Origin of the sequence: Erwinia sp. B116 (assembly GCF_002865965.1) — a bacterium.
GTDB lineage: Bacteria > Pseudomonadota > Gammaproteobacteria > Enterobacterales > Enterobacteriaceae > Erwinia.
This window is the reverse complement of sequence record NZ_JRZZ01000004.1, coordinates 97041-115811: the sequence shown is the minus strand read 5'-3', so window position 1 is coordinate 115811 and position 18771 is coordinate 97041. Positions and strand designations below refer to the sequence as shown.

Sequence of the window (18771 nt, the reverse complement as noted above, 5' to 3'; positions counted from 1 at the left end):
ACCAGCACGGGCGTGGAGAGATCTCCTCGCCCGTGCACGCATGTTAAGGGCTGAAAATTACCATGGCGAAGCAAGATTATTACGAGATTTTAGGCGTTTCCAAATCAGCGGAAGAGCGTGAGATCAAAAAGGCCTATAAGCGCCTGGCGATGAAGTATCACCCGGACCGTAACCAGGGCGATAAAGAAGCCGAAGGCAAGTTTAAAGAGATTAAAGAAGCCTACGAAATTCTGACCGATGCGCAGAAGCGTGCGGCCTACGATCAGTACGGTCACGCGGCCTTCGAGCAGGGCGGTATGGGCGGCGGTCACGGCGGCTTTGGCGGCGGCGGCGCAGACTTCAGTGATATCTTTGGCGACGTATTCGGCGATATCTTCGGCGGAGGCCGCCGTCAGCAGCGCGCCGCGCGCGGTGCTGATTTACGCTACAACATGGAGCTGTCGCTGGAAGAAGCGGTACGCGGCGTGACCAAAGAGATCCGTATCCCTACGCTGGAAGAGTGTGACGTCTGCCACGGCAGCGGGGCGAAGGTGGGAACCAAGCCACAAACCTGTTCCACCTGTCACGGTGCCGGCCAGGTGCAGATGCGCCAGGGCTTCTTTACCGTGCAGCAGGCGTGCCCGACCTGCCAGGGGCGCGGCTCGATCATTAAAGATCCGTGCAACGCCTGCCGCGGCCACGGCCGGGTAGAGAAATCTAAAACCCTGTCGGTGAAAATTCCGGCGGGCGTGGACACCGGCGACCGCATTCGCCTTACCGGTGAAGGTGAAGCCGGCGAGCAGGGCGCGCCGGCGGGCGATCTCTACGTTCAGGTGCAGGTGCGCAAGCACCATATCTTCGAACGTGAAGAGAACAACCTCTACTGCGAAGTGCCGATCAACTTTGTGATGGCGGCGCTCGGCGGCGAAATTGAAGTGCCGACCCTCGATGGCCGGGTGAAGCTGAAGGTGCCGGCGGAAACCCAGACCGGCAAACTGTTCCGCATGCGCGGCAAGGGCGTTAAATCCGTCCGTGGTGGCGCGCAGGGCGACCTGCTGTGCCGCGTGGTGGTGGAAACCCCGGTCAGCCTTAATGACAAGCAGAAAGCGCTGCTGCGCGAGCTGGAAGAGAGTTTTGGCGGGCCGAGCGGCGAGCACAACAACAGCCCGCGTTCAAAAAGCTTCTTTGACGGCGTGAAGAAGTTCTTTGACGACCTGACGCGCTAACCGCGCCTGTAAACGGTCAACGCTAAAAGCGGAGGGGAAATCCTCCGCTTTTTTGTTTTCCGCGCCGCCCTTATTCGCCGTGCAGATTAAGTATGCTTTGTCAGCCTTAAGCCCTTAAAAGCTTCCCTTCTTTTCTGACCCTCTGAACGGTCATCCCCGTTCTTTTTACCGGTGTTACTGGCCCCCGTGGCGCGCGCGCTCACTTCGCTGGTTTCTGGAAGCCGGTAAATGCCGGTAAAAGCCGTTTTTCCCCGCGCGTTAAAGACGTATGCTAGACGCCATTCTGACAACTCTTGTCACATTCAGCGGAGCCTGGAATTGAAAAGCATGCTAAAAAAACTGTTTAACAATGATGCGACCGGTGGCGTCGTACTGATTATCGCGGCGGCGATCGCCATGTTTCTGGCTAACCACGATGGCACCCGCGACGCCTATCAGGCGCTCCTGGCCACCCCGGTGCAGTTCCGCTTTGGCAGCCTCGACATCAATAAGGACCTGCTGCTGTGGATTAACGATGCGCTGATGGCGCTGTTCTTCCTGCTGATTGGTCTGGAAGTCAAACGTGAGCTGATCACCGGCTCACTGAACAGCCGCCAGCGGGCGATGTTCCCGCTGATCGCCGCACTGGGCGGGATGCTGGCCCCGGCGCTGATCTACGCGGCGTTTAACCACGCAGACGGGCTGGCGATACACGGCTGGGCGATCCCCACCGCCACCGATATCGCCTTTGCACTGGGGATTCTGGCGCTGCTCGGTAGCCGGGTGCCGGTGCAGCTGAAGATCTTCCTGATGGCGCTGGCGGTGATCGACGATCTCGGCGCCATCGTGATTATTGCCTTCTTCTACACCAGCAACCTGTCGCTGGCCTCGCTGGGCGTGGCCGCTGCCGCCATCGTGGCGCTGGCGCTGCTTAACCTGTGCGGCGTGCGCAAGACGTCGCTCTACCTGCTGGTGGGAATGGTGCTGTGGGTGGCGGTGCTGAAGTCGGGGGTGCACGCCACGCTGGCCGGGGTGGTCGTTGGTTTCTTTATTCCGTTGAAGAACCCGGACGGCCCGTCACCGGCTGTGGAGCTGGCGCACGGCCTGCAGCCGTGGGTCAGCTGGCTGATCCTGCCGCTGTTCGCCTTTGCCAACGCTGGCGTCTCGCTGGCTGGCGTACCGGCGGGTGGGCTGTTCTCGGCGGTGCCGCTGGGCATCGTGCTCGGTCTGTTTATCGGCAAGCCGCTGGGCATTACGCTGATCTGCTGGATGGCGGTGAAGCTGAAGCTGGCAGCACTGCCGGAAAAAACCCGCATGATCGATATCGCCGCGGTCGGCGTGCTGTGTGGGATTGGTTTTACCATGTCGATCTTCATCGCTTCGCTGGCCTTTGATGCGGCGCACGAGGAGCTGGTGACGCTGGCTAAGATCGGTATTCTGACCGGATCGGTGGTGTCGGCGGTAGTGGGGTATCTGCTGCTGCGGGTGAAGCTGCGCTAAGTGAGTGACAGACAGGCCGTGCTGACAACAGACGGTCTGTGCAAGGCTTAACTAAAAGAAACAGCAACGGATTATTTTTTTTCAGACAGGCTGCCGGAGGCAGTGTAGCGGGCAAAGGCCGCCGAAAAAGCGCACTTTACTGAGGACAGGTGAGCATTTTGAGGCGGCCTTTAACGCAGCATGACCGCAGTGCAGTAAACGGCAGCAAACCCGGAAAATAAAAAAACCGCCGTAAGGGCGGTTTCTTTATCAAAGCTCGACTAACAAGCAGGCATTAAGCCAGTTTGCTGATCTGTGCAGCCAGGTTTGCTTTATGGCGTGCAGCTTTGTTTTTGTGGATCAGGCCTTTAGCTGCCTGACGGTCCACAATTGGTTGCATTTCATTGAATGCATTCTGCGCCGCAGCTTTGTCGCCAGAAGCGATAGCAGCGTATACTTTCTTAACAAAGGTACGCATCATTGAACGACGGCTAGCGTTGTGCTTACGACGCTTCTCAGACGTTACGGCGCGTTTCTTAGCTGATTTGATATTAGCCAAGGTACAACTCCCAAATAGTTCTATGAGGACAATTCAAAGGCCGAGGAATATGCCCTTTTCGCCTTTGGTTGTCAATGGATTTGTGCAAATAAGCGCCGGTGGAACGATGGCACTTCATTACGTTTCGATGGCGCAAGATTCTACCAGCTTCGTCCAGGCGAATACAGCTTATTCACAATAAAAATCACATCCCCTGCCCGGTCAGCGACCTGCGGCAGTAAATGGCAGCAAGAAAGCGCGAAAGCGCGCATTCGCGGGTTAACCTTACGGGCTGTACAAGGTATAATCCGCCGATTTCCACAAATTTGAGCCAGCCATGAAGTTTATCCGCGGCATACACAATCTGAGAGAACACCATCGCGGCTGCGTGCTGGCCATCGGTAATTTTGACGGCGTGCACCGCGGGCATCAGGCGCTGCTGGCGCGCCTGAGCGAAGAAGGGAAGCAACGCAACCTGCCGGTGATGGTCATGCTGTTCGAACCCCAGCCGCTGGAGTTGTTTGCGCCAGGCAGTGCGCCCGCCCGCCTGACCCGTCTACGGGAAAAACTCTGCTACCTTGAGCAGGCCGGCGTCGACATCGTGCTGTGCGTGCGTTTTGACCACCGCTTTGCTGCCAACACCGCCGAGAGTTTTGTCTCCGACCTGCTGGTCGGGAAACTCGGCGTGCAGTTTCTGGTGGTGGGGGATGATTTCCGTTTTGGCGCTGGTCGCCAGGGGGATTTCCTGTTATTACAGAGGGCTGGTGCCGAATATGGCTTCAGTGTCATCAGCACCCAGACCTTTTGCGACAACGGGCAACGCATCAGCAGCACCGCCGTGCGTCAGGCGCTGGCGGAAGACGACCTGCCACAGGCCAGTGCGCTGCTGGGGCACCCCTTCAGCATTTCTGGCCGCGTGGTGCACGGTGATGCGCTGGGGCGTACTATCGGTTTCCCCACCGCCAACCTGCCGATGCGGCGTTCAGTCTCCCCGGTGAAAGGGGTGTATGCCGTTGAAGTCCGTGGCCTTGGCGGCCGCCCGCTGCCCGGCGTGGCCAATATTGGTACCCGGCCGACGGTGGCCGGTATCCGCCAGCAGCTGGAAGTGCATCTTCTGGACGTAACGGCCGATCTTTACGGGCGCCACATTGAAGTGGTGCTGCGCAAAAAAATACGTAATGAGCAGCGTTTTGCCTCGCTTGACGCGCTGAAAGAGCAAATTGCTAACGATGTGGTGACTGCCCGAACTTTTTTTGGGCTGCAAACACCGGTTTAAAGAACCGAAATACGGAATCGAGAATCTGATGAGTGACTATAAATCTACCCTGAACTTGCCGGAAACGGGGTTCCCGATGCGTGGCGATCTGGCCAAACGCGAACCGGGAATGCTGCAACGTTGGTATGATGACAAGCTGTACGGCATCATCCGCGAAGCCAAAAAAGGGAAAAAAACCTTTATCCTGCATGATGGCCCTCCGTACGCGAACGGCAGCATTCATATTGGTCACTCGGTTAACAAGATTCTGAAAGACATTATCGTTAAGTCGAAAGGCATGGCGGGCTATGACTCGCCGTACGTCCCGGGCTGGGACTGCCACGGCCTGCCGATTGAGCACAAAGTGGAGCAGATGATCGGCAAACCGGGTGAGAAAGTCACCCCGGCCGAATTCCGCGCCGCCTGCCGTAAATACGCCGCCGAGCAGGTGGAAGGGCAGAAAGCCGACTTTATCCGCCTCGGCGTGCTGGGTGACTGGGATCGCCCGTACCTGACGATGAACTTCAAAACCGAAGCCAACATCATCCGTGCGCTGGGTAAAATCATCGGTAATGGCCACCTGCACAAAGGCGCTAAGCCGGTGCACTGGTGCCTCGACTGCCGCTCTGCGCTGGCGGAAGCCGAAGTTGAGTATTACGACAAAACTTCACCGTCGATCGACGTGGCGTTTAACGCCGTGGACAAAGCCGCGGTGCTGGCGAAATTTGGCGTGGCGGATGCCGCAGGCCCGGTATCGCTGGTGATCTGGACCACCACCCCGTGGACCATGCCGGCGAACCGCGCCATCTCACTGCACCCGGAATTTGACTACCAGCTGGTGCAGATTGACGGCCGTGCGCTGATCCTCGCCAAAGACCTGGTGGAGAGCGTACTCAAGCGCGCCGGCGTCAGCGAGTGGACGGTGCTGGGCGAAGCCAAAGGCGCGGCGCTGGAGCTGCAGGGCTTCCAGCACCCGTTCCTGGAGCAGATTGTCTCCCCGGTGGTGCTCGGCGAACACGTCACGCTGGATGCCGGTACCGGTGCGGTTCATACCGCGCCAGGCCACGGCCCGGACGACTACGTGATCGGCCAGAAATACGGCATTGAAGTGGCCAACCCGGTCGGCCCGGACGGCAGCTATCTGCCGGGTACCTATCCGACGCTGGATGGCGTTAACGTCTTTAAAGCCAACGATATGATCGTTGAGCTGCTGCGTGAAAAAGGCGCGCTGCTGCACGTTGAGAAACTGCACCACAGCTATCCGCACTGCTGGCGTCACAAAACCCCGATCATCTTCCGTGCCACCCCGCAGTGGTTTATCAGCATGGATCAAAAGGGCCTGCGTGCGCAGTCGCTGAAAGAGATCAAAGGCGTGCAGTGGATCCCGGACTGGGGCCAGGCGCGTATTGAGTCGATGGTTGCCAACCGCCCGGACTGGTGTATCTCGCGCCAGCGTACCTGGGGCGTGCCAATGGCTCTGTTCGTTCACAAAGAGAGCGAAGAGCTGCACCCGGACAGCCTGGAGCTGATGGAGAAAGTGGCCCAGCGCGTTGAGCAGGACGGCATTCAGGCGTGGTGGGATCTCGACCCGCGCGACCTGATGGGCGATGACGCCGATCATTACGTTAAGGTGCCGGATACGCTGGACGTGTGGTTTGACTCCGGTTCTACCAGCTTCTCGGTGGTGGACGCGCGTCCTGAGTTTGGCGGGCATACGCCGGATATGTATCTGGAAGGTTCCGATCAGCACCGCGGCTGGTTTATGTCCTCACTGATGATCGGCACGGCGATGAAAGGCAAAGCGCCTTACCGCCAGGTGCTGACCCACGGTTTCACCGTCGATGGTCAGGGCCGCAAAATGTCCAAGTCGCTCGGCAATACCGTGTCGCCGCAGGACGTGATGAACAAGCTGGGTGCTGACATTCTGCGCCTGTGGGTGGCATCCACCGACTACTCCGGCGAGATCGCCGTGTCGGACGAGATCCTCAAACGCTCCGCCGACAGCTACCGCCGTATCCGTAACACCGCGCGTTTCCTGCTGGCTAACCTGGCCGGCTTTAATCCGGAAACGGACCTGGTGAAACCAGAAGAGATGGTGGTAGTCGATCGCTGGGCGGTGGGCCGCGCGCTGGCCGCGCAGCAGGATATCGTGGCGTCCTACGAGGCCTATGATTTCCACGAAGTGGTACAGCGCCTGATGCAGTTCTGCTCGGTAGAGATGGGGTCCTTCTATCTGGACGTGATCAAAGACCGTCAGTACACCGCTAAAGCCGATGGCCTGGCGCGTCGCAGCTGCCAGAGCGCGCTGTGGTATATCGTGGAAGCGCTGGTGCGCTGGATGGCACCGATCATGTCCTTCACCGCTGACGAAATCTGGGGCTACCTGCCGGGCAAACGCAGCCAGTACGTGTTTACCGAAGAGTGGTTCGACGGCCTGTTCGCGCTGGACGCCAGCGAGCCGATGAACGATGCTTACTGGGACGAACTGCTGAAGGTGCGCGGCGAAGTCAACAAGGTTCTGGAGCAGGCGCGTGCCGATAAACAGATCGGCGGCGCGCTGGAAGCCAGCGTCACGCTGTATGCCGACGCGGAGCTGGCCGCGAAGCTGAACAGCCTCGGTGACGAGCTGCGCTTTGTGCTGCTGACCTCGGGTGCGCAGGTGGCTGAACTGGCGCAGGCGCCGGCTGAAGCTCAGCAGAGTGAGACGGTAAAAGGCCTGAAAATTGGTCTGCACAAAGCCGCAGGCGACAAGTGTCCGCGCTGCTGGCATTACACCACCGATATCGGTCAGAACGCTGAACATGCCGATATCTGTGGCCGCTGTGTCACCAACGTCGCGGGCAGCGGCGAACAACGTAAGTTTGCATAAATGAGCCGACCTGTACTCTCAACCGGATTGCGCTGGCTGTGGCTGGCGCTGTTGGTCATCGTTATCGATCTCGGCAGCAAGCAGTGGATTATGGATACGCTGATGCTGCATGAGACGATGCCGGTGATACCGTTCTTTAACTTCTTCTATGCGCACAACTACGGTGCTGCATTCAGCTTCCTTGCCGATCACGGCGGCTGGCAGCGCTGGTTCTTCGCCGGCATTGCCATTGCCATCGTGGTGGCGCTGCTGGTGATGATGTACCGCAGCCCGGCGAGCAAGAAGCTGAACAACATCGCCTACGCGCTGATCGTTGGCGGGGCGGCGGGCAACCTGTTTGACCGGTCATATCATGGCTTTGTGGTGGACTTTATCGACTTTTACGTCGGTGACTGGCATTTTGCCACCTTTAACATCGCCGACTGCGCCATCTGCATTGGCGCAGCATTAATCGTGCTGGAAGGGTTTATCAGCCCTGCCGGCAAACCGGCTAAGAGCAAAGGGTAAGGCATGACCGATTCTGTACAGCACGATAGCGCGGTGCTGGTGCATTTCACCTTAAAGCTGGCGGATGGCTCTACTGCAGAGTCAACGCGCAGTAACGGCAAACCGGCGCTGTTTCGCCTCGGCGACGGTAGCCTGTCTGACGGGCTGGAAAGCCAGCTGGTGGGGATGAAGGTGGGCGATAAGCACGCCTTCGCACTCCCGCCTGAGGACGCGTTTGGCGGTATCAGCCCCGATCTGATCCAGTATTTTTCGCGCCGTGATTTTGTCCAGGCCGGCGAACCGGAGATCGGTGCAATCATGCTGTTCAGCGGCATGGATGGCAACGAGATGCCGGGCGTGATCCGTGAAATCTCCGGTGATTCCATCACCGTGGATTTCAACCATCCGCTGGCCGGGCAGACCATTCACTTTGATATAGAAGTGCTGGAGATCGATCCGGTACTGGAGGGCACCCATGCAGATCATGCTGGCTAACCCGCGCGGATTCTGCGCCGGGGTCGATCGTGCCATCAGCATCGTGGAGCGTGCGCTGGAGATGTATGGCGCACCGATCTACGTGCGCCATGAAGTGGTGCATAACCGCTATGTGGTGAACAGCCTGCGCGAGCGCGGGGCGATCTTTATCGAAGAGATTAGCGAAGTACCGGACGGCTCGATCCTGATCTTTTCGGCACACGGCGTGTCGCAGGCGGTACGGGCCGAAGCCAGGTCCCGCGATCTGACCATGCTGTTTGATGCCACCTGTCCGCTGGTGACCAAGGTGCATATGGAAGTGGCGCGCGCCAGCCGTAAGGGGACCGAAGCGATCCTGATCGGTCACGCCGGGCATCCGGAGGTGGAGGGCACCATGGGCCAGTACAATAACCCGAAAGGGGGGATGTATCTGGTGGAGCAGCCGGCTGACGTGTGGAAGCTGCAGGTTAAGGATGAGAATAACCTGTGCTTTATGACGCAGACCACGCTGTCGGTGGACGACACCTACGAGGTGATCGACGCTCTGCGCGCACGTTTCCCGAAGATTGTCGGACCACGTAAGGACGATATCTGTTACGCCACCACCAACCGTCAGGAAGCGGTGCGGGTGCTGGCGAAGGATGCCGACGTGGTGCTGGTGGTCGGTTCGAAGAACTCCTCTAACTCTAACCGTCTGGCGGAGCTGGCACAGCGTGCCGGTAAGCTGGCGCGGCTGATCGACTCCGCTGAAGATATTCAGGAGGAGTGGGTCAGGGGTGCGAAGTGCGTGGGCGTCACCGCCGGGGCTTCAGCACCGGACGTGCTGGTGCAGCAGGTGATCCAGCGTCTGAACGAGCTGGGCGGCGTGGAAGCGATTGAGCTGATCGGCCGCGAAGAGAACATCGTATTCGAAGTACCGAAAGAGCTGCGCGTCGACGTGCGTCAGGTCGAGTAAAAGCATCCGGTTAGCACCATCCGAACAAATACAGGCAGCGGCAACGCTGCCTTTTTCTTTTTTGGGGCTTTGTCGCTTCGGGTTCGGGGGCCTGGCTTATCGGTGCATGGCTTTTGGGCAGGGTCGCTTCGGGTTCAGGAGTCTGGTTTGTCGGGGAATGGCTTTTGGGCCGGGTCGCTTCGGGTTCGGGTGCCTGGCTTATCGGGGGAATGGCTTTGTGGCCGGGTCGCTGTGGGTGCAGGTGCCTGGCTTATCGGGGTTATCCGGATCGCGGACACGCTATGAACACGTCCGTGTGCGCTCGGCGGCGCGCGTCCCTGCGCGCCGACGGTCCGCTAACCCGGATAACCCCGATTGCCGTTGATCATTTGTGTTGCTGCTCTAAAATCCTCAGCATTCAGCATTCAGCATTCAGCATTCAGCATTCAGCATTCAGCATTCAGCATTCACCGTATTTAGGTTTTAAGAAAGCGATGCAACGGCCGAACCCGGCATCAGAACGAGAAGCTACGCCCTTAGAACAGCCACACAAATGCAAGAAGGGAGGACGTTGGCGAACAGGTTAGCCGGGCGTACGGCGCACGGATGCGCCGTCCGAGCCTACACGGATGTATTTACGGCGTCCCGGCGTTCTGTCACCAACGGCCGATCCAGACCACTGAACCTGCCGCTACGCCCCTGGCCTTTGCACTTGCAGCTGAACCCTGGCATCCAGTTGCATCGCGAGGGATGCATTGCCACTGCCATCTTCCCTGAATCCTTACAAAAATTCGTTTTACTGATAATGATTGCGCGCTGGCGTAAAATTCTAATCATCCACTTTTAATTGTGGCACAGTAGTTAACGCGTGGTTAATCTGTGTGCGCTTTGCATGCATTGAAATAAGACTGGGAATAATTATGAGTAACGCAGAAATCCGTATCGCCGTGGTGGGAGCCGCCGGGCGTATGGGACGTCAGCTGATTCAGGCCACTGTACAGGCCGAAGGCGCTCGTCTGGGGGCCGCCGTGGTGCGTGCCGGGTCATCGCTGGTGGGGGCTGATGCCGGTGAACTGGCGGGTAGCGGTGCGCTGGGGGTGAAAATCAGCGACAGCCTGAACGCGGTGGTCAATGACTTCGACGTGCTGATCGATTTTACCCGCCCGGAAGTCAGCCTGGAGTACCTGGCCTTTTGCCGCCAGCATGGCAAAGCGATGGTGATTGGTACCACCGGCTTTGATGAGGCGGGCAAGGCGGCGATTAAGGCCGCGTCGGCAGAGATTGGCATCGTGTTTGCCGCTAACTTTAGCGTCGGCGTTAACCTGGTACTGAAGCTGCTGGAAAAAGCCGCCAAAGTGATGGGCGACTACGCGGATATCGAAATTATTGAAGCCCACCACCGTCATAAAGTGGATGCGCCGTCCGGCACCGCGCTGGCGATGGGTGAGGCGATTGCCGATGCGATGGACTGGAACCTGAACGAGCACGCGGTTTACGCCCGTGAAGGCATTACCGGCGAGCGCAAGGCGCAGACTATCGGATTTGCCACCGTGCGCGCCGGCGATATCGTCGGTGAGCATACCGCGATGTTTGCGGATATCGGTGAGCGGGTAGAGATTACCCACAAGGCTTCAAGCCGGATGACCTTCGCTAATGGTGCGGTTCGTGCGGCTGGTTGGTTGAGTTCGCATAAATCAGGTCTTTTTGATATGAGAAGCGTGCTTAATCTGGAAGGTTTGTAAGTGTTGTGCACCATCGTGATGTGGTTATTACAATCATAAGGTTATGATTGAATGGGCAATAATTTTTATTGCCCTTTTTATTTTGTAAAAAAAAAGACCTTTGCTGTTGATTTTGTTTCAGAGGTCTGAAATTTGCTTTTTATTGATTTTAATGGTCGCCAAAGATAATAATTTTGACCATTTGGTCTGGTTTTTCACACTTTTCCCTCTGTTTTTATGCGTAAGCCGTCAGGCAAACGGTTTTATCACCAGGATATGTTCCCTTTTTATCGCCAATCTACTGATTTTCCGTTCAGTGAGTTAAAAAAATAAGAAAAAGTGGCTCTCAGGGTAGACATTAGGCGGGGCTATCATTAGAATGCGCGCAATTTGCCAAAAACTGAGCATTCAGGCAGTTTTGACGTTGATTTTAGGGTCAATCCTGAATTAATATGCAGATATTGTGACTGTTTATTCCCTGGAGGATGTTTTGATTAAGTCAGCGCTCTTGGTTCTGGAAGACGGAACCCAATTCCACGGTCGGGCCATCGGGGCAACCGGATCGGCAGTGGGAGAAGTTGTTTTCAACACTTCAATGACCGGTTATCAAGAAATCCTCACTGATCCTTCCTATTCCCGCCAGATCGTTACTCTTACTTATCCCCATATCGGCAATGTCGGCACTAACGCCGCTGATGCAGAATCCACTCAGGTACATGCCGCGGGCCTGGTTATTCGTGATTTACCACTGATTGCCAGCAACTACCGTAATGAAGAAGGGCTGTCTGAGTATCTGGTTCGCCACAACATTGTCGCTATTGCCGATATCGATACGCGTAAGCTTACCCGTCTGCTGCGCGAAAAAGGGGCACAGAACGGTTGCATCATCGCCGGTGACGCGCTGGACGCCGCGGTGGCGCTGGAAAAGGCTAAAGCCTTCCCGGGCCTGAAAGGCATGGACCTGGCAAAAGAAGTCACCACCCCGGATGCCTATCAATGGGCACAGGGCAGCTGGACGCTGGAAGATGAACTGCCGGCGGCGAAAACCGCTGCGGAGCTGCCGTTCCACGTGGTGGCCTATGACTACGGCGTGAAGCGCAACATCCTGCGCATGCTGGTGGATCGCGGCTGCCGCCTGACCGTAGTGCCGGCGCAGACCTCTGCAGAAGAGGTGCTGGCCCTGAATCCGGACGGCGTGTTCCTCTCAAACGGACCGGGCGACCCGGAGCCGTGTGACTACGCGATTAACGCCATCACCCGTCTGCTGGCAACCGACATCCCGGTGTTCGGCATCTGCCTCGGCCACCAGCTGCTGGCGCTGGCCAGCGGGGCTAAAACGGTGAAGATGAAGCTCGGCCACCACGGCGGCAACCACCCGGTGAAAGATCACGACAACAACACCGTGATGATCACCGCGCAGAACCACGGTTTTGCCGTTGATGACAGCAACCTGCCGGCTAACCTGCGCGTGACCCATACCTCACTGTTTGACCACACGGTACAGGGTATTCACCGCACCGATAAAGCGGCGTTCAGCTTCCAGGGGCACCCTGAAGCCAGCCCTGGCCCGCACGATGCTGCACCGCTGTTCGATCACTTTATCGAACTGATTAACGCTTACCGTTCTGCCGCGAAATAAATCAGGAGCGAAAAAATGCCAAAACGTACAGACATAAAAAGTATCCTGATCCTCGGTGCTGGCCCGATCGTTATCGGCCAGGCCTGTGAATTTGACTACTCCGGCGCCCAGGCGTGTAAAGCCCTGCGTGAAGAGGGTTACCGCGTTATCCTGGTGAACTCTAACCCGGCCACCATCATGACCGACCCGGAAATGGCCGATGCCACCTACATCGAGCCTATCAACTGGGAAGTGGTGCGTAAGATCATCGAAAAAGAGCGCCCGGACGCGGTTCTGCCGACCATGGGCGGCCAGACCGCGCTGAACTGTGCGCTGGAGCTGGAACGTCAGGGCGTGCTGGCCGAGTTCGGCGTCACCATGATCGGCGCCACCGCCGACGCGATTGATAAAGCCGAAGACCGTCGCCGCTTTGATGTGGCGATGAAGAAGATCGGTCTGGACACCGCGCGTTCCGGTATCGCACACACCATGGAAGAAGCGCTGGCGGTTGCCGCTGACGTCGGCTTCCCGTGCATCATCCGTCCCTCCTTCACCATGGGCGGCACCGGCGGCGGTATCGCTTACAACCGTGAAGAGTTCGAAGAGATCTGCGAACGCGGTCTGGATCTGTCGCCAACCAACGAGCTGCTGATTGACGAGTCGCTGATTGGCTGGAAAGAGTACGAGATGGAAGTGGTGCGTGATAAAAACGACAACTGCATCATCGTCTGCTCGATTGAAAACTTCGATGCCATGGGCATCCACACCGGTGACTCGATTACCGTAGCGCCAGCCCAGACGCTGACCGACAAAGAGTACCAGATCATGCGTAACGCCTCGCTGGCGGTACTGCGTGAAATCGGCGTGGAGACCGGCGGCTCTAACGTTCAGTTCTCGGTGAATCCGGAGAACGGCCGTCTGATCGTTATCGAGATGAACCCGCGCGTGTCGCGCTCGTCGGCGCTGGCCTCAAAAGCGACCGGCTTCCCGATTGCTAAAATCGCCGCCAAGCTGGCAGTAGGCTTCACCCTCGACGAACTGACCAACGATATCACCGGTGGCCTGACCCCGGCTTCGTTTGAACCCTCTATCGACTACGTGGTCACTAAAATCCCACGCTTCAACTTTGAGAAGTTCGCCGGTGCGAATGACCGTCTGACTACCCAGATGAAGTCGGTCGGTGAAGTGATGGCGATTGGCCGCACCCTGCAGGAATCGATGCAGAAAGCGCTGCGTGGCCTGGAAGTGGGCGCGACCGGTTTCGACCCGAAAGTCGACCTTAACGACCCGGAAGCGTTGACCACCATCCGTCGCGAGCTGAAAGATGCCGGCTCAGACCGTATCTGGTACATCGCGGACGCCTTCCGTGCCGGCCTGAGCGTGGAGGATATCTTCGCGCTGACCAACGTTGACCGCTGGTTCCTGGTGCAGATTGAAGAGCTGGTGCAGCTGGAGCAGCAGGTGGCGAAAGAGGGCGTTAACGGCCTGAACTACGACTTCCTGCGTAACCTGAAACGTAAAGGCTTTGCCGATGCCCGCCTGTCGGCGCTGGCCGGCGTGTCTGAAGCCGAAATCCGCAAGCTGCGCGAGCAGCATAACCTGCACCCGGTCTACAAACGCGTGGACACCTGTGCGGCGGAATTCGCCACCAATACCGCTTACATGTACTCCACCTATGAAGAAGAGTGCGAGTCTAACCCGAGCCAGGATCGTGACAAAATCATGGTGCTGGGCGGCGGTCCAAACCGTATCGGCCAGGGTATTGAGTTCGACTACTGCTGCGTTCACGCCGCGCTGGCGCTGCGTGAAGACGGCTTCGAAACCATCATGGTCAACTGTAACCCGGAAACCGTGTCAACCGACTACGACACCTCTGACCGTCTCTACTTCGAACCGGTGACCTTTGAAGACGTGCTGGAAATCGTGCGCATCGAGAAGCCGAAAGGCGTGATCGTACAGTACGGTGGCCAGACCCCGCTGAAGCTGGCGCGCGCGCTGGAAGCAGCAGGCGTACCGGTGATCGGTACCAGCCCGGATTCGATTGACCGTGCCGAAGACCGCGAGCGTTTCCAGCAGGCGGTCGATCGCCTGGGCCTGAAACAGCCGGCTAACGCCACGGTGACCGCCATCGATATGGCGGTAGAGAAGGCGGCGATCATCGGTTATCCGCTGGTGGTGCGCCCGTCCTACGTGCTGGGCGGCCGCGCGATGGAGATCGTCTACGACGAAATCGACCTGAAGCGCTACTTCAACACCGCGGTGTCCGTCTCGAACGACGCGCCGGTGCTGCTGGACCGCTTCCTTGATGACGCGGTGGAAGTGGATGTTGATGCCATCTGCGACGGCGACCAGGTGCTGATCGGCGGCATCATGGAGCACATTGAGCAGGCCGGCGTGCACTCCGGTGACTCCGCCTGTTCTCTGCCGGCCTACACGCTGAGCGAAGAGATCCAGAACGTCATGCGTCAGCAGGTCGAGAAACTGGCCTTCGAGCTGGGCGTACGCGGCCTGATGAACGTGCAGTTCGCGGTGAAGGATAACGAGGTGTACCTGATTGAGGTGAACCCGCGTGCCGCCCGTACCGTGCCGTTCGTCTCCAAGGCCACCGGCGTGCCGCTGGCGAAAGTGGCTGCCCGCGTGATGGCAGGCAAAAAGCTGGCCGAGCAGGGCGTGACCGAAGAAATTATCCCGCCGTACTACTCGGTGAAGGAAGTGGTGCTGCCGTTTAACAAGTTCCAGGGCGTTGACCCGATCCTCGGCCCGGAAATGCGTTCAACCGGTGAAGTGATGGGCGTCGGCCGCAGCTTTGCGGAAGCCTTCTGCAAAGCGATGCTCGGCGCGCAGAGCAACATGAAGAAGAGCGGCCGCGCGCTGCTGTCGGTTCGCGAAGGCGATAAGAAGCGTATCGTTGAGCTGGCACAGCGTCTGCAGAGCTACGGCTTTGAGCTGGACGCCACCGCCGGCACCGCTGCGGTGCTGGAAGCCGCGGGTATCGTCGTACGCCGGGTTAACAAGGTGCACGAAGGCCGCCCGCACATTCAGGATCGCCTGAAGAACGGTGAATACGCCTACATCGTGAACACCACCGCAGGCCGCCAGGCGATTGAGGATTCCAAGCTGATCCGCCGCAGTGCCCTGCAGTACAAGGTGCACTACGACACCACGCTGAACGGTGCCTTCGCCACCACCACCTCGCTGAACTCCAGCGCGACTGACCGGGTGATTTCAGTGCAGGAAATGCACGCGCAGATCGCCGGTTAATCGCTGACAACAGCTGTAAAAAACCCCGCTTCCGAGCGGGGTTTTTTTATTAGGGGGGATCTATCAGGACAGCGCCACCTTGATGCCCAGCGCGATCAGCACGCCGCCCAGCAGTTTGTCGATGATGCGCTGGGCTTTGGTCAGCCCGGCACGCACCGGTGCGCTCTGGATCAGAAACACCAGCAGCGGCCACCACAGCGTGGAGAGGCCGAGGATGATGCCGGCATACCAGAGTTTCTCACCGACGCCGGAGTCGACGCTAAGCACCTGGGTGAACACCGACAGGAAAAACAGCGTCGCCTTCGGGTTGAGCAGGTTACACAGGTAGCCCTGCATGAAGGCTTTACTCAGCGTTACCGGTTCCTGCGCCACGTTATTCAGATCCAGCCTGCTGCCGCCGTGCGCCCGCAGCGCCTGAATACCGATCCAGATCAGGTACGCTGCACCGGCATATTTCAGCAGCATAAACAGCCACGGCGTGGTGGTGATGACCACTGCCAGGCCGGCCACACAATAAGCCATATGGGTGGCGACCGCGCAGTTAACGCCCATCGCCGTCATCAGCGCGGCGCGGCGCGGATAGCGGGCGGCATTTTTCACCACCAGGAAAAAATCGGGGCCGGGGGAGAGCATGCCCAGCGTGGCGATGGTGGCAACGAACAGCGTAGTTTCAAACATGATCGGTTTCTGCAGGGAGTGTAAAGGGCGAAGTTTAGCACGACGGGGGGAATGTGGTGGCCGAAATGGTGGGATGCAGAGCACGTAAAGGCCGCGCTGAACAACCTTTACGGAATATGCAGCGCTTACCTATCGACGAAAGTTTCGCCTTTCCGTATGATGGCGCGAATTTTACCCCCTGCTGAGTTTGATATGATGATTAGCCTGATTGCGGCCCTGGCGGCCGATCGCGTAATTGGGATGGAAAACGCCATGCCATGGCACCTGCCTGCTGACCTGGCGTGGTTTAAACGCCAGACGCTGAACAAGCCGGTGGTGATGGGGCGGCGTACCTGGGAGTCGATTGGACGCCCGCTGCCAGGACGGCTGAATATTGTAATTAGCAGTAAACCTGGCGATGCCGATGGTGTGACCTGGGTGACCTCGATTGACGAAGCGCTGCAGGTAGCAGGCGACGTGGAAGAACTGATGGTGATCGGCGGCGGACGGATCTACGAGCAGCTGCTGCCGCGTGCCGATCGTCTCTATCTGACCCACATTGACGCGGAAGTAGAAGGGGATACCCATTTCCCGGACTATGAGCCGGATGAGTGGCAGTCAACCTTTAGTGAATTTCACGACGCCGACGACAAGAATTCCCACAGCTTCTGCTTTGAGATCCTCGATCGCCGCTAAGTCGTCACGCTGCTGACATCTTCGGCTTCTATCATGGCGCGACATCCACTACGGAGCGCGCCATGTCTGTTTCTGCTGCACTGAATCGCGATCGCCTGCGTGACCCGGCCCGCCGGGAACTCTCTCTTTCAGAAAGCCACCCGCCGGTGCTGTTCCAGCCGGGCGCGCTGTGGAGTATTCCCTTTGATACCCTGACGCCGGCAGAGCGGGCGGCGAACGGCACCGCAGACGATCACAGTGCCGGGGTGACTTCCCGGTTAGAGGGCTGAACAAAGACCTGCCTGTCTTCCCAGCGCAGCAGGGTCAGGGTGCCGCCCCAGCAACAACCGGTATCGAGGCCGATGACGTTATCCGGCGTGCCTTTCCCTTCCAGCGACGCCCAGTGACCGAAGATCACCGTGTAGTCAGCGGGTAACAGGCCGGGCACGTTAAACCAGGGCTTCAGCGGCGGTGGCGCATTTTCCGGCGACTCTTTGCTGATCATGTCCAGCTGTCCGGCGGGGAAGCAGAAGCGCATGCGGGTCAGCGCGTTGGTGCTGAAGCGCAGGCGCGCCAGACCGCTGAGCGCCGGTGACCAGTTGTTCGGCATATCGCCGTACATCGCATCCAGGAACAGCGGATAGGTGTCGCTGCTCAGTACTGCCTCGACTTCGCGGGCACACAGCTTTGCGGTGTCAATATCCCACTGCGGGGTGATACCGGCGTGCGCCATCACCAGTTTTTTCTCTTCATCCACCTGCAGCAGCGGCTGGCGACGCAGCCAGTTGATCAGCTCGTCGGCATCGTCGGCCTCCAGCAGCGGCGTCAGGCGATCCTTCGGTTTATTGCGGCTGATGCCGGCGTACACCGCCAGCAGATGCAGATCGTGATTGCCCAGCACGATGCGCACGCTGTCACCGAGGGAACGCACATAACGCAGCACGTCCAGCGAGGCCGGCCCACGGGCCACCAGATCGCCGGTCAGCCACAGCTCGTCCTGCGCCGGATCGAAATCCACCTGCGCCAGCAGCATTTTCAGCTCGTCGTAGCAACCGTGAATATCGCCGATAAGATAAGTGCTCATGCCTTCTGTCCTGAAAAGGGGGTTACCGTGATCGCGTGGCCGGCAGCTCAGGATTGCTTAGCCACTGGTCCGGGTCAGGATAACCGCGGCGCGCCTGGCGCGCGCAAAAAAAAATGCGCTTTGCCCGTGAGGAGCAAAGCGCTGGATGAGGGGTGACTCAGTGAATGTGGCTGACAACCGCCAGCCGGAACACCGGAATATCCACCAGCAGCGTCTCGCCGTCGGCATCAACCATGCGGTAATGCCCCTGCATGGTGCCCATCGGGGTTTCGAGAATCGCACCGCTGGTGTACTGGAACTCATCGCCAGGGGCGATGTGCGGCTGTTCGCCGATCACCCCTTCACCCTGAACTTCGGTTTCACGGCCGTTGCCGTTGGTGATTAGCCAGTAGCGGCCGATCAGCTGCACCGGGATACGCCCCAGATTACGGATGGTGACGGTGTACGCAAACACATAACGCTCTTCTTCGGGCGCAGACTGCGACGCGATGTAGACGCTTTGTACATGGACACAAACACGGGGCGTATCGTTCATG

At 58.5% G+C, this 18771-nt stretch carries 16 protein-coding genes; 12 read left to right on the top strand and 4 right to left on the bottom strand.

Going from position 1 to position 18771, the window contains the following annotated elements:
- Positions 1 to 62: 62 nt before the first annotated feature.
- Positions 63 to 1205, top strand: a complete 1143-nt coding sequence (gene dnaJ, locus NV64_RS04710; RefSeq protein WP_056235881.1) for a molecular chaperone DnaJ — start codon at positions 63 to 65, stop codon at positions 1203 to 1205.
- 318 nt (positions 1206 to 1523) lie between these two features.
- Positions 1524 to 2684, top strand: coding sequence for a Na+/H+ antiporter NhaA (nhaA, locus tag NV64_RS04705; RefSeq protein ID WP_199177620.1), 1161 nt, complete (start codon positions 1524 to 1526; stop codon positions 2682 to 2684).
- Between the two features lie 274 nt (positions 2685 to 2958).
- Here the strand turns inward: nhaA and rpsT are convergent, their stop codons facing one another.
- Positions 2959 to 3222 (bottom strand): 30S ribosomal protein S20, encoded by a 264-nt coding sequence (gene rpsT / locus NV64_RS04700; protein ID WP_056235887.1) that lies wholly within the window; start codon positions 3220 to 3222, stop codon positions 2959 to 2961.
- Between the two features lie 316 nt (positions 3223 to 3538).
- Between rpsT and ribF the strand changes: the two genes are divergently transcribed.
- From ribF to carB, 8 genes are all read left to right on the top strand, one after another.
- Positions 3539 to 4477, top strand: coding sequence for a bifunctional riboflavin kinase/FAD synthetase (gene ribF, locus NV64_RS04695; protein ID WP_056235891.1), 939 nt, complete (start codon positions 3539 to 3541; stop codon positions 4475 to 4477).
- A 28-nt stretch (positions 4478 to 4505) separates the two neighbouring features.
- Entirely contained in the window at positions 4506 to 7325 is a 2820-nt protein-coding gene (ileS, locus tag NV64_RS04690) for an isoleucine--tRNA ligase (RefSeq protein ID WP_101505427.1), read from the top strand.
- Positions 7326 to 7832: a signal peptidase II gene (gene lspA / locus NV64_RS04685; protein WP_101505426.1), complete on the top strand. Its 507-nt coding sequence runs from the start codon at positions 7326 to 7328 to the stop codon at positions 7830 to 7832. It begins immediately after the preceding gene.
- Positions 7833 to 7835: 3 nt separating this feature from the next.
- Positions 7836 to 8306: an FKBP-type peptidyl-prolyl cis-trans isomerase gene (gene fkpB / locus NV64_RS04680; protein ID WP_101505425.1), complete on the top strand. Its 471-nt coding sequence runs from the start codon at positions 7836 to 7838 to the stop codon at positions 8304 to 8306.
- On the top strand, positions 8287 to 9240 hold the full coding sequence (ispH, locus tag NV64_RS04675; RefSeq protein WP_056235901.1) for a 4-hydroxy-3-methylbut-2-enyl diphosphate reductase: 954 nt from the start codon (positions 8287 to 8289) through the stop codon (positions 9238 to 9240). The genes fkpB and ispH overlap by 20 nt, the downstream gene beginning before the upstream one ends.
- Before the next feature lie 899 nt (positions 9241 to 10139).
- A complete protein-coding gene (gene dapB, locus NV64_RS04670) occupies positions 10140 to 10961 on the top strand; it encodes a 4-hydroxy-tetrahydrodipicolinate reductase (protein WP_101505424.1) in 822 nt (273 codons plus the stop codon).
- A gap of 469 nt (positions 10962 to 11430) precedes the next feature.
- The gene (gene carA / locus NV64_RS04665) at positions 11431 to 12579 is read left to right on the top strand and encodes a glutamine-hydrolyzing carbamoyl-phosphate synthase small subunit (protein ID WP_369814372.1); all 1149 of its coding nucleotides are present in this window, start codon (positions 11431 to 11433) and stop codon (positions 12577 to 12579) included.
- A 15-nt stretch (positions 12580 to 12594) separates the two neighbouring features.
- Positions 12595 to 15819 carry a carbamoyl-phosphate synthase large subunit gene (carB, locus tag NV64_RS04660; RefSeq protein ID WP_056235909.1) on the top strand — a complete coding sequence of 1075 codons (3225 nt, stop codon included), beginning with the start codon at positions 12595 to 12597 and terminating at the stop codon, positions 15817 to 15819.
- 63 nt (positions 15820 to 15882) lie between these two features.
- Here carB and NV64_RS04655 read toward each other — a convergent pair whose 3' ends face one another.
- Positions 15883 to 16497: a LysE family translocator gene (locus NV64_RS04655; protein ID WP_101505423.1), complete on the bottom strand. Its 615-nt coding sequence runs from the start codon at positions 16495 to 16497 to the stop codon at positions 15883 to 15885.
- Positions 16498 to 16689: 192 nt separating this feature from the next.
- Between NV64_RS04655 and folA the strand changes: the two genes are divergently transcribed.
- Both folA and NV64_RS23080 read left to right on the top strand, forming a co-directional pair.
- Positions 16690 to 17172, top strand: a complete 483-nt coding sequence (gene folA, locus NV64_RS04650; protein ID WP_101505422.1) for a type 3 dihydrofolate reductase — start codon at positions 16690 to 16692, stop codon at positions 17170 to 17172.
- A 62-nt stretch (positions 17173 to 17234) separates the two neighbouring features.
- A complete protein-coding gene (locus NV64_RS23080; RefSeq protein WP_146005445.1) occupies positions 17235 to 17441 on the top strand; it encodes a hypothetical protein in 207 nt (68 codons plus the stop codon).
- Here NV64_RS23080 and apaH read toward each other — a convergent pair.
- Both apaH and apaG read right to left on the bottom strand, forming a co-directional pair.
- Positions 17405 to 18235 carry a bis(5'-nucleosyl)-tetraphosphatase (symmetrical) ApaH gene (gene apaH / locus NV64_RS04645; protein WP_101505421.1) on the bottom strand — a complete coding sequence of 277 codons (831 nt, stop codon included), beginning with the start codon at positions 18233 to 18235 and terminating at the stop codon, positions 17405 to 17407. The genes NV64_RS23080 and apaH overlap by 37 nt on opposite strands.
- Positions 18236 to 18392: 157 nt before the next feature.
- Positions 18393 to 18770: a Co2+/Mg2+ efflux protein ApaG gene (apaG, locus tag NV64_RS04640; RefSeq protein WP_101505420.1), complete on the bottom strand. Its 378-nt coding sequence runs from the start codon at positions 18768 to 18770 to the stop codon at positions 18393 to 18395.
- Between the last annotated feature and the right edge of the window lies 1 nt (position 18771).

Coding starts and splice junctions, on each gene's coding strand:
- apaG (WP_101505420.1), bottom strand. CDS start 18,770: ATGAACGATACGCCCCGTGTTTGTGTCCATGTACAAAGCGTCTACATC.
- fkpB (WP_101505425.1), top strand. CDS start 7,836: ATGACCGATTCTGTACAGCACGATAGCGCGGTGCTGGTGCATTTCACC.
- ileS (WP_101505427.1), top strand. CDS start 4,506: ATGAGTGACTATAAATCTACCCTGAACTTGCCGGAAACGGGGTTCCCG.
- lspA (WP_101505426.1), top strand. CDS start 7,326: ATGAGCCGACCTGTACTCTCAACCGGATTGCGCTGGCTGTGGCTGGCG.
- NV64_RS23080 (WP_146005445.1), top strand. CDS start 17,235: ATGTCTGTTTCTGCTGCACTGAATCGCGATCGCCTGCGTGACCCGGCC.
- dnaJ (WP_056235881.1), top strand. CDS start 63: ATGGCGAAGCAAGATTATTACGAGATTTTAGGCGTTTCCAAATCAGCG.
- apaH (WP_101505421.1), bottom strand. CDS start 18,235: ATGAGCACTTATCTTATCGGCGATATTCACGGTTGCTACGACGAGCTG.
- NV64_RS04655 (WP_101505423.1), bottom strand. CDS start 16,497: ATGTTTGAAACTACGCTGTTCGTTGCCACCATCGCCACGCTGGGCATG.
- ispH (WP_056235901.1), top strand. CDS start 8,287: ATGCAGATCATGCTGGCTAACCCGCGCGGATTCTGCGCCGGGGTCGAT.
- folA (WP_101505422.1), top strand. CDS start 16,690: ATGATGATTAGCCTGATTGCGGCCCTGGCGGCCGATCGCGTAATTGGG.
- dapB (WP_101505424.1), top strand. CDS start 10,140: ATGAGTAACGCAGAAATCCGTATCGCCGTGGTGGGAGCCGCCGGGCGT.
- ribF (WP_056235891.1), top strand. CDS start 3,539: ATGAAGTTTATCCGCGGCATACACAATCTGAGAGAACACCATCGCGGC.
- carB (WP_056235909.1), top strand. CDS start 12,595: ATGCCAAAACGTACAGACATAAAAAGTATCCTGATCCTCGGTGCTGGC.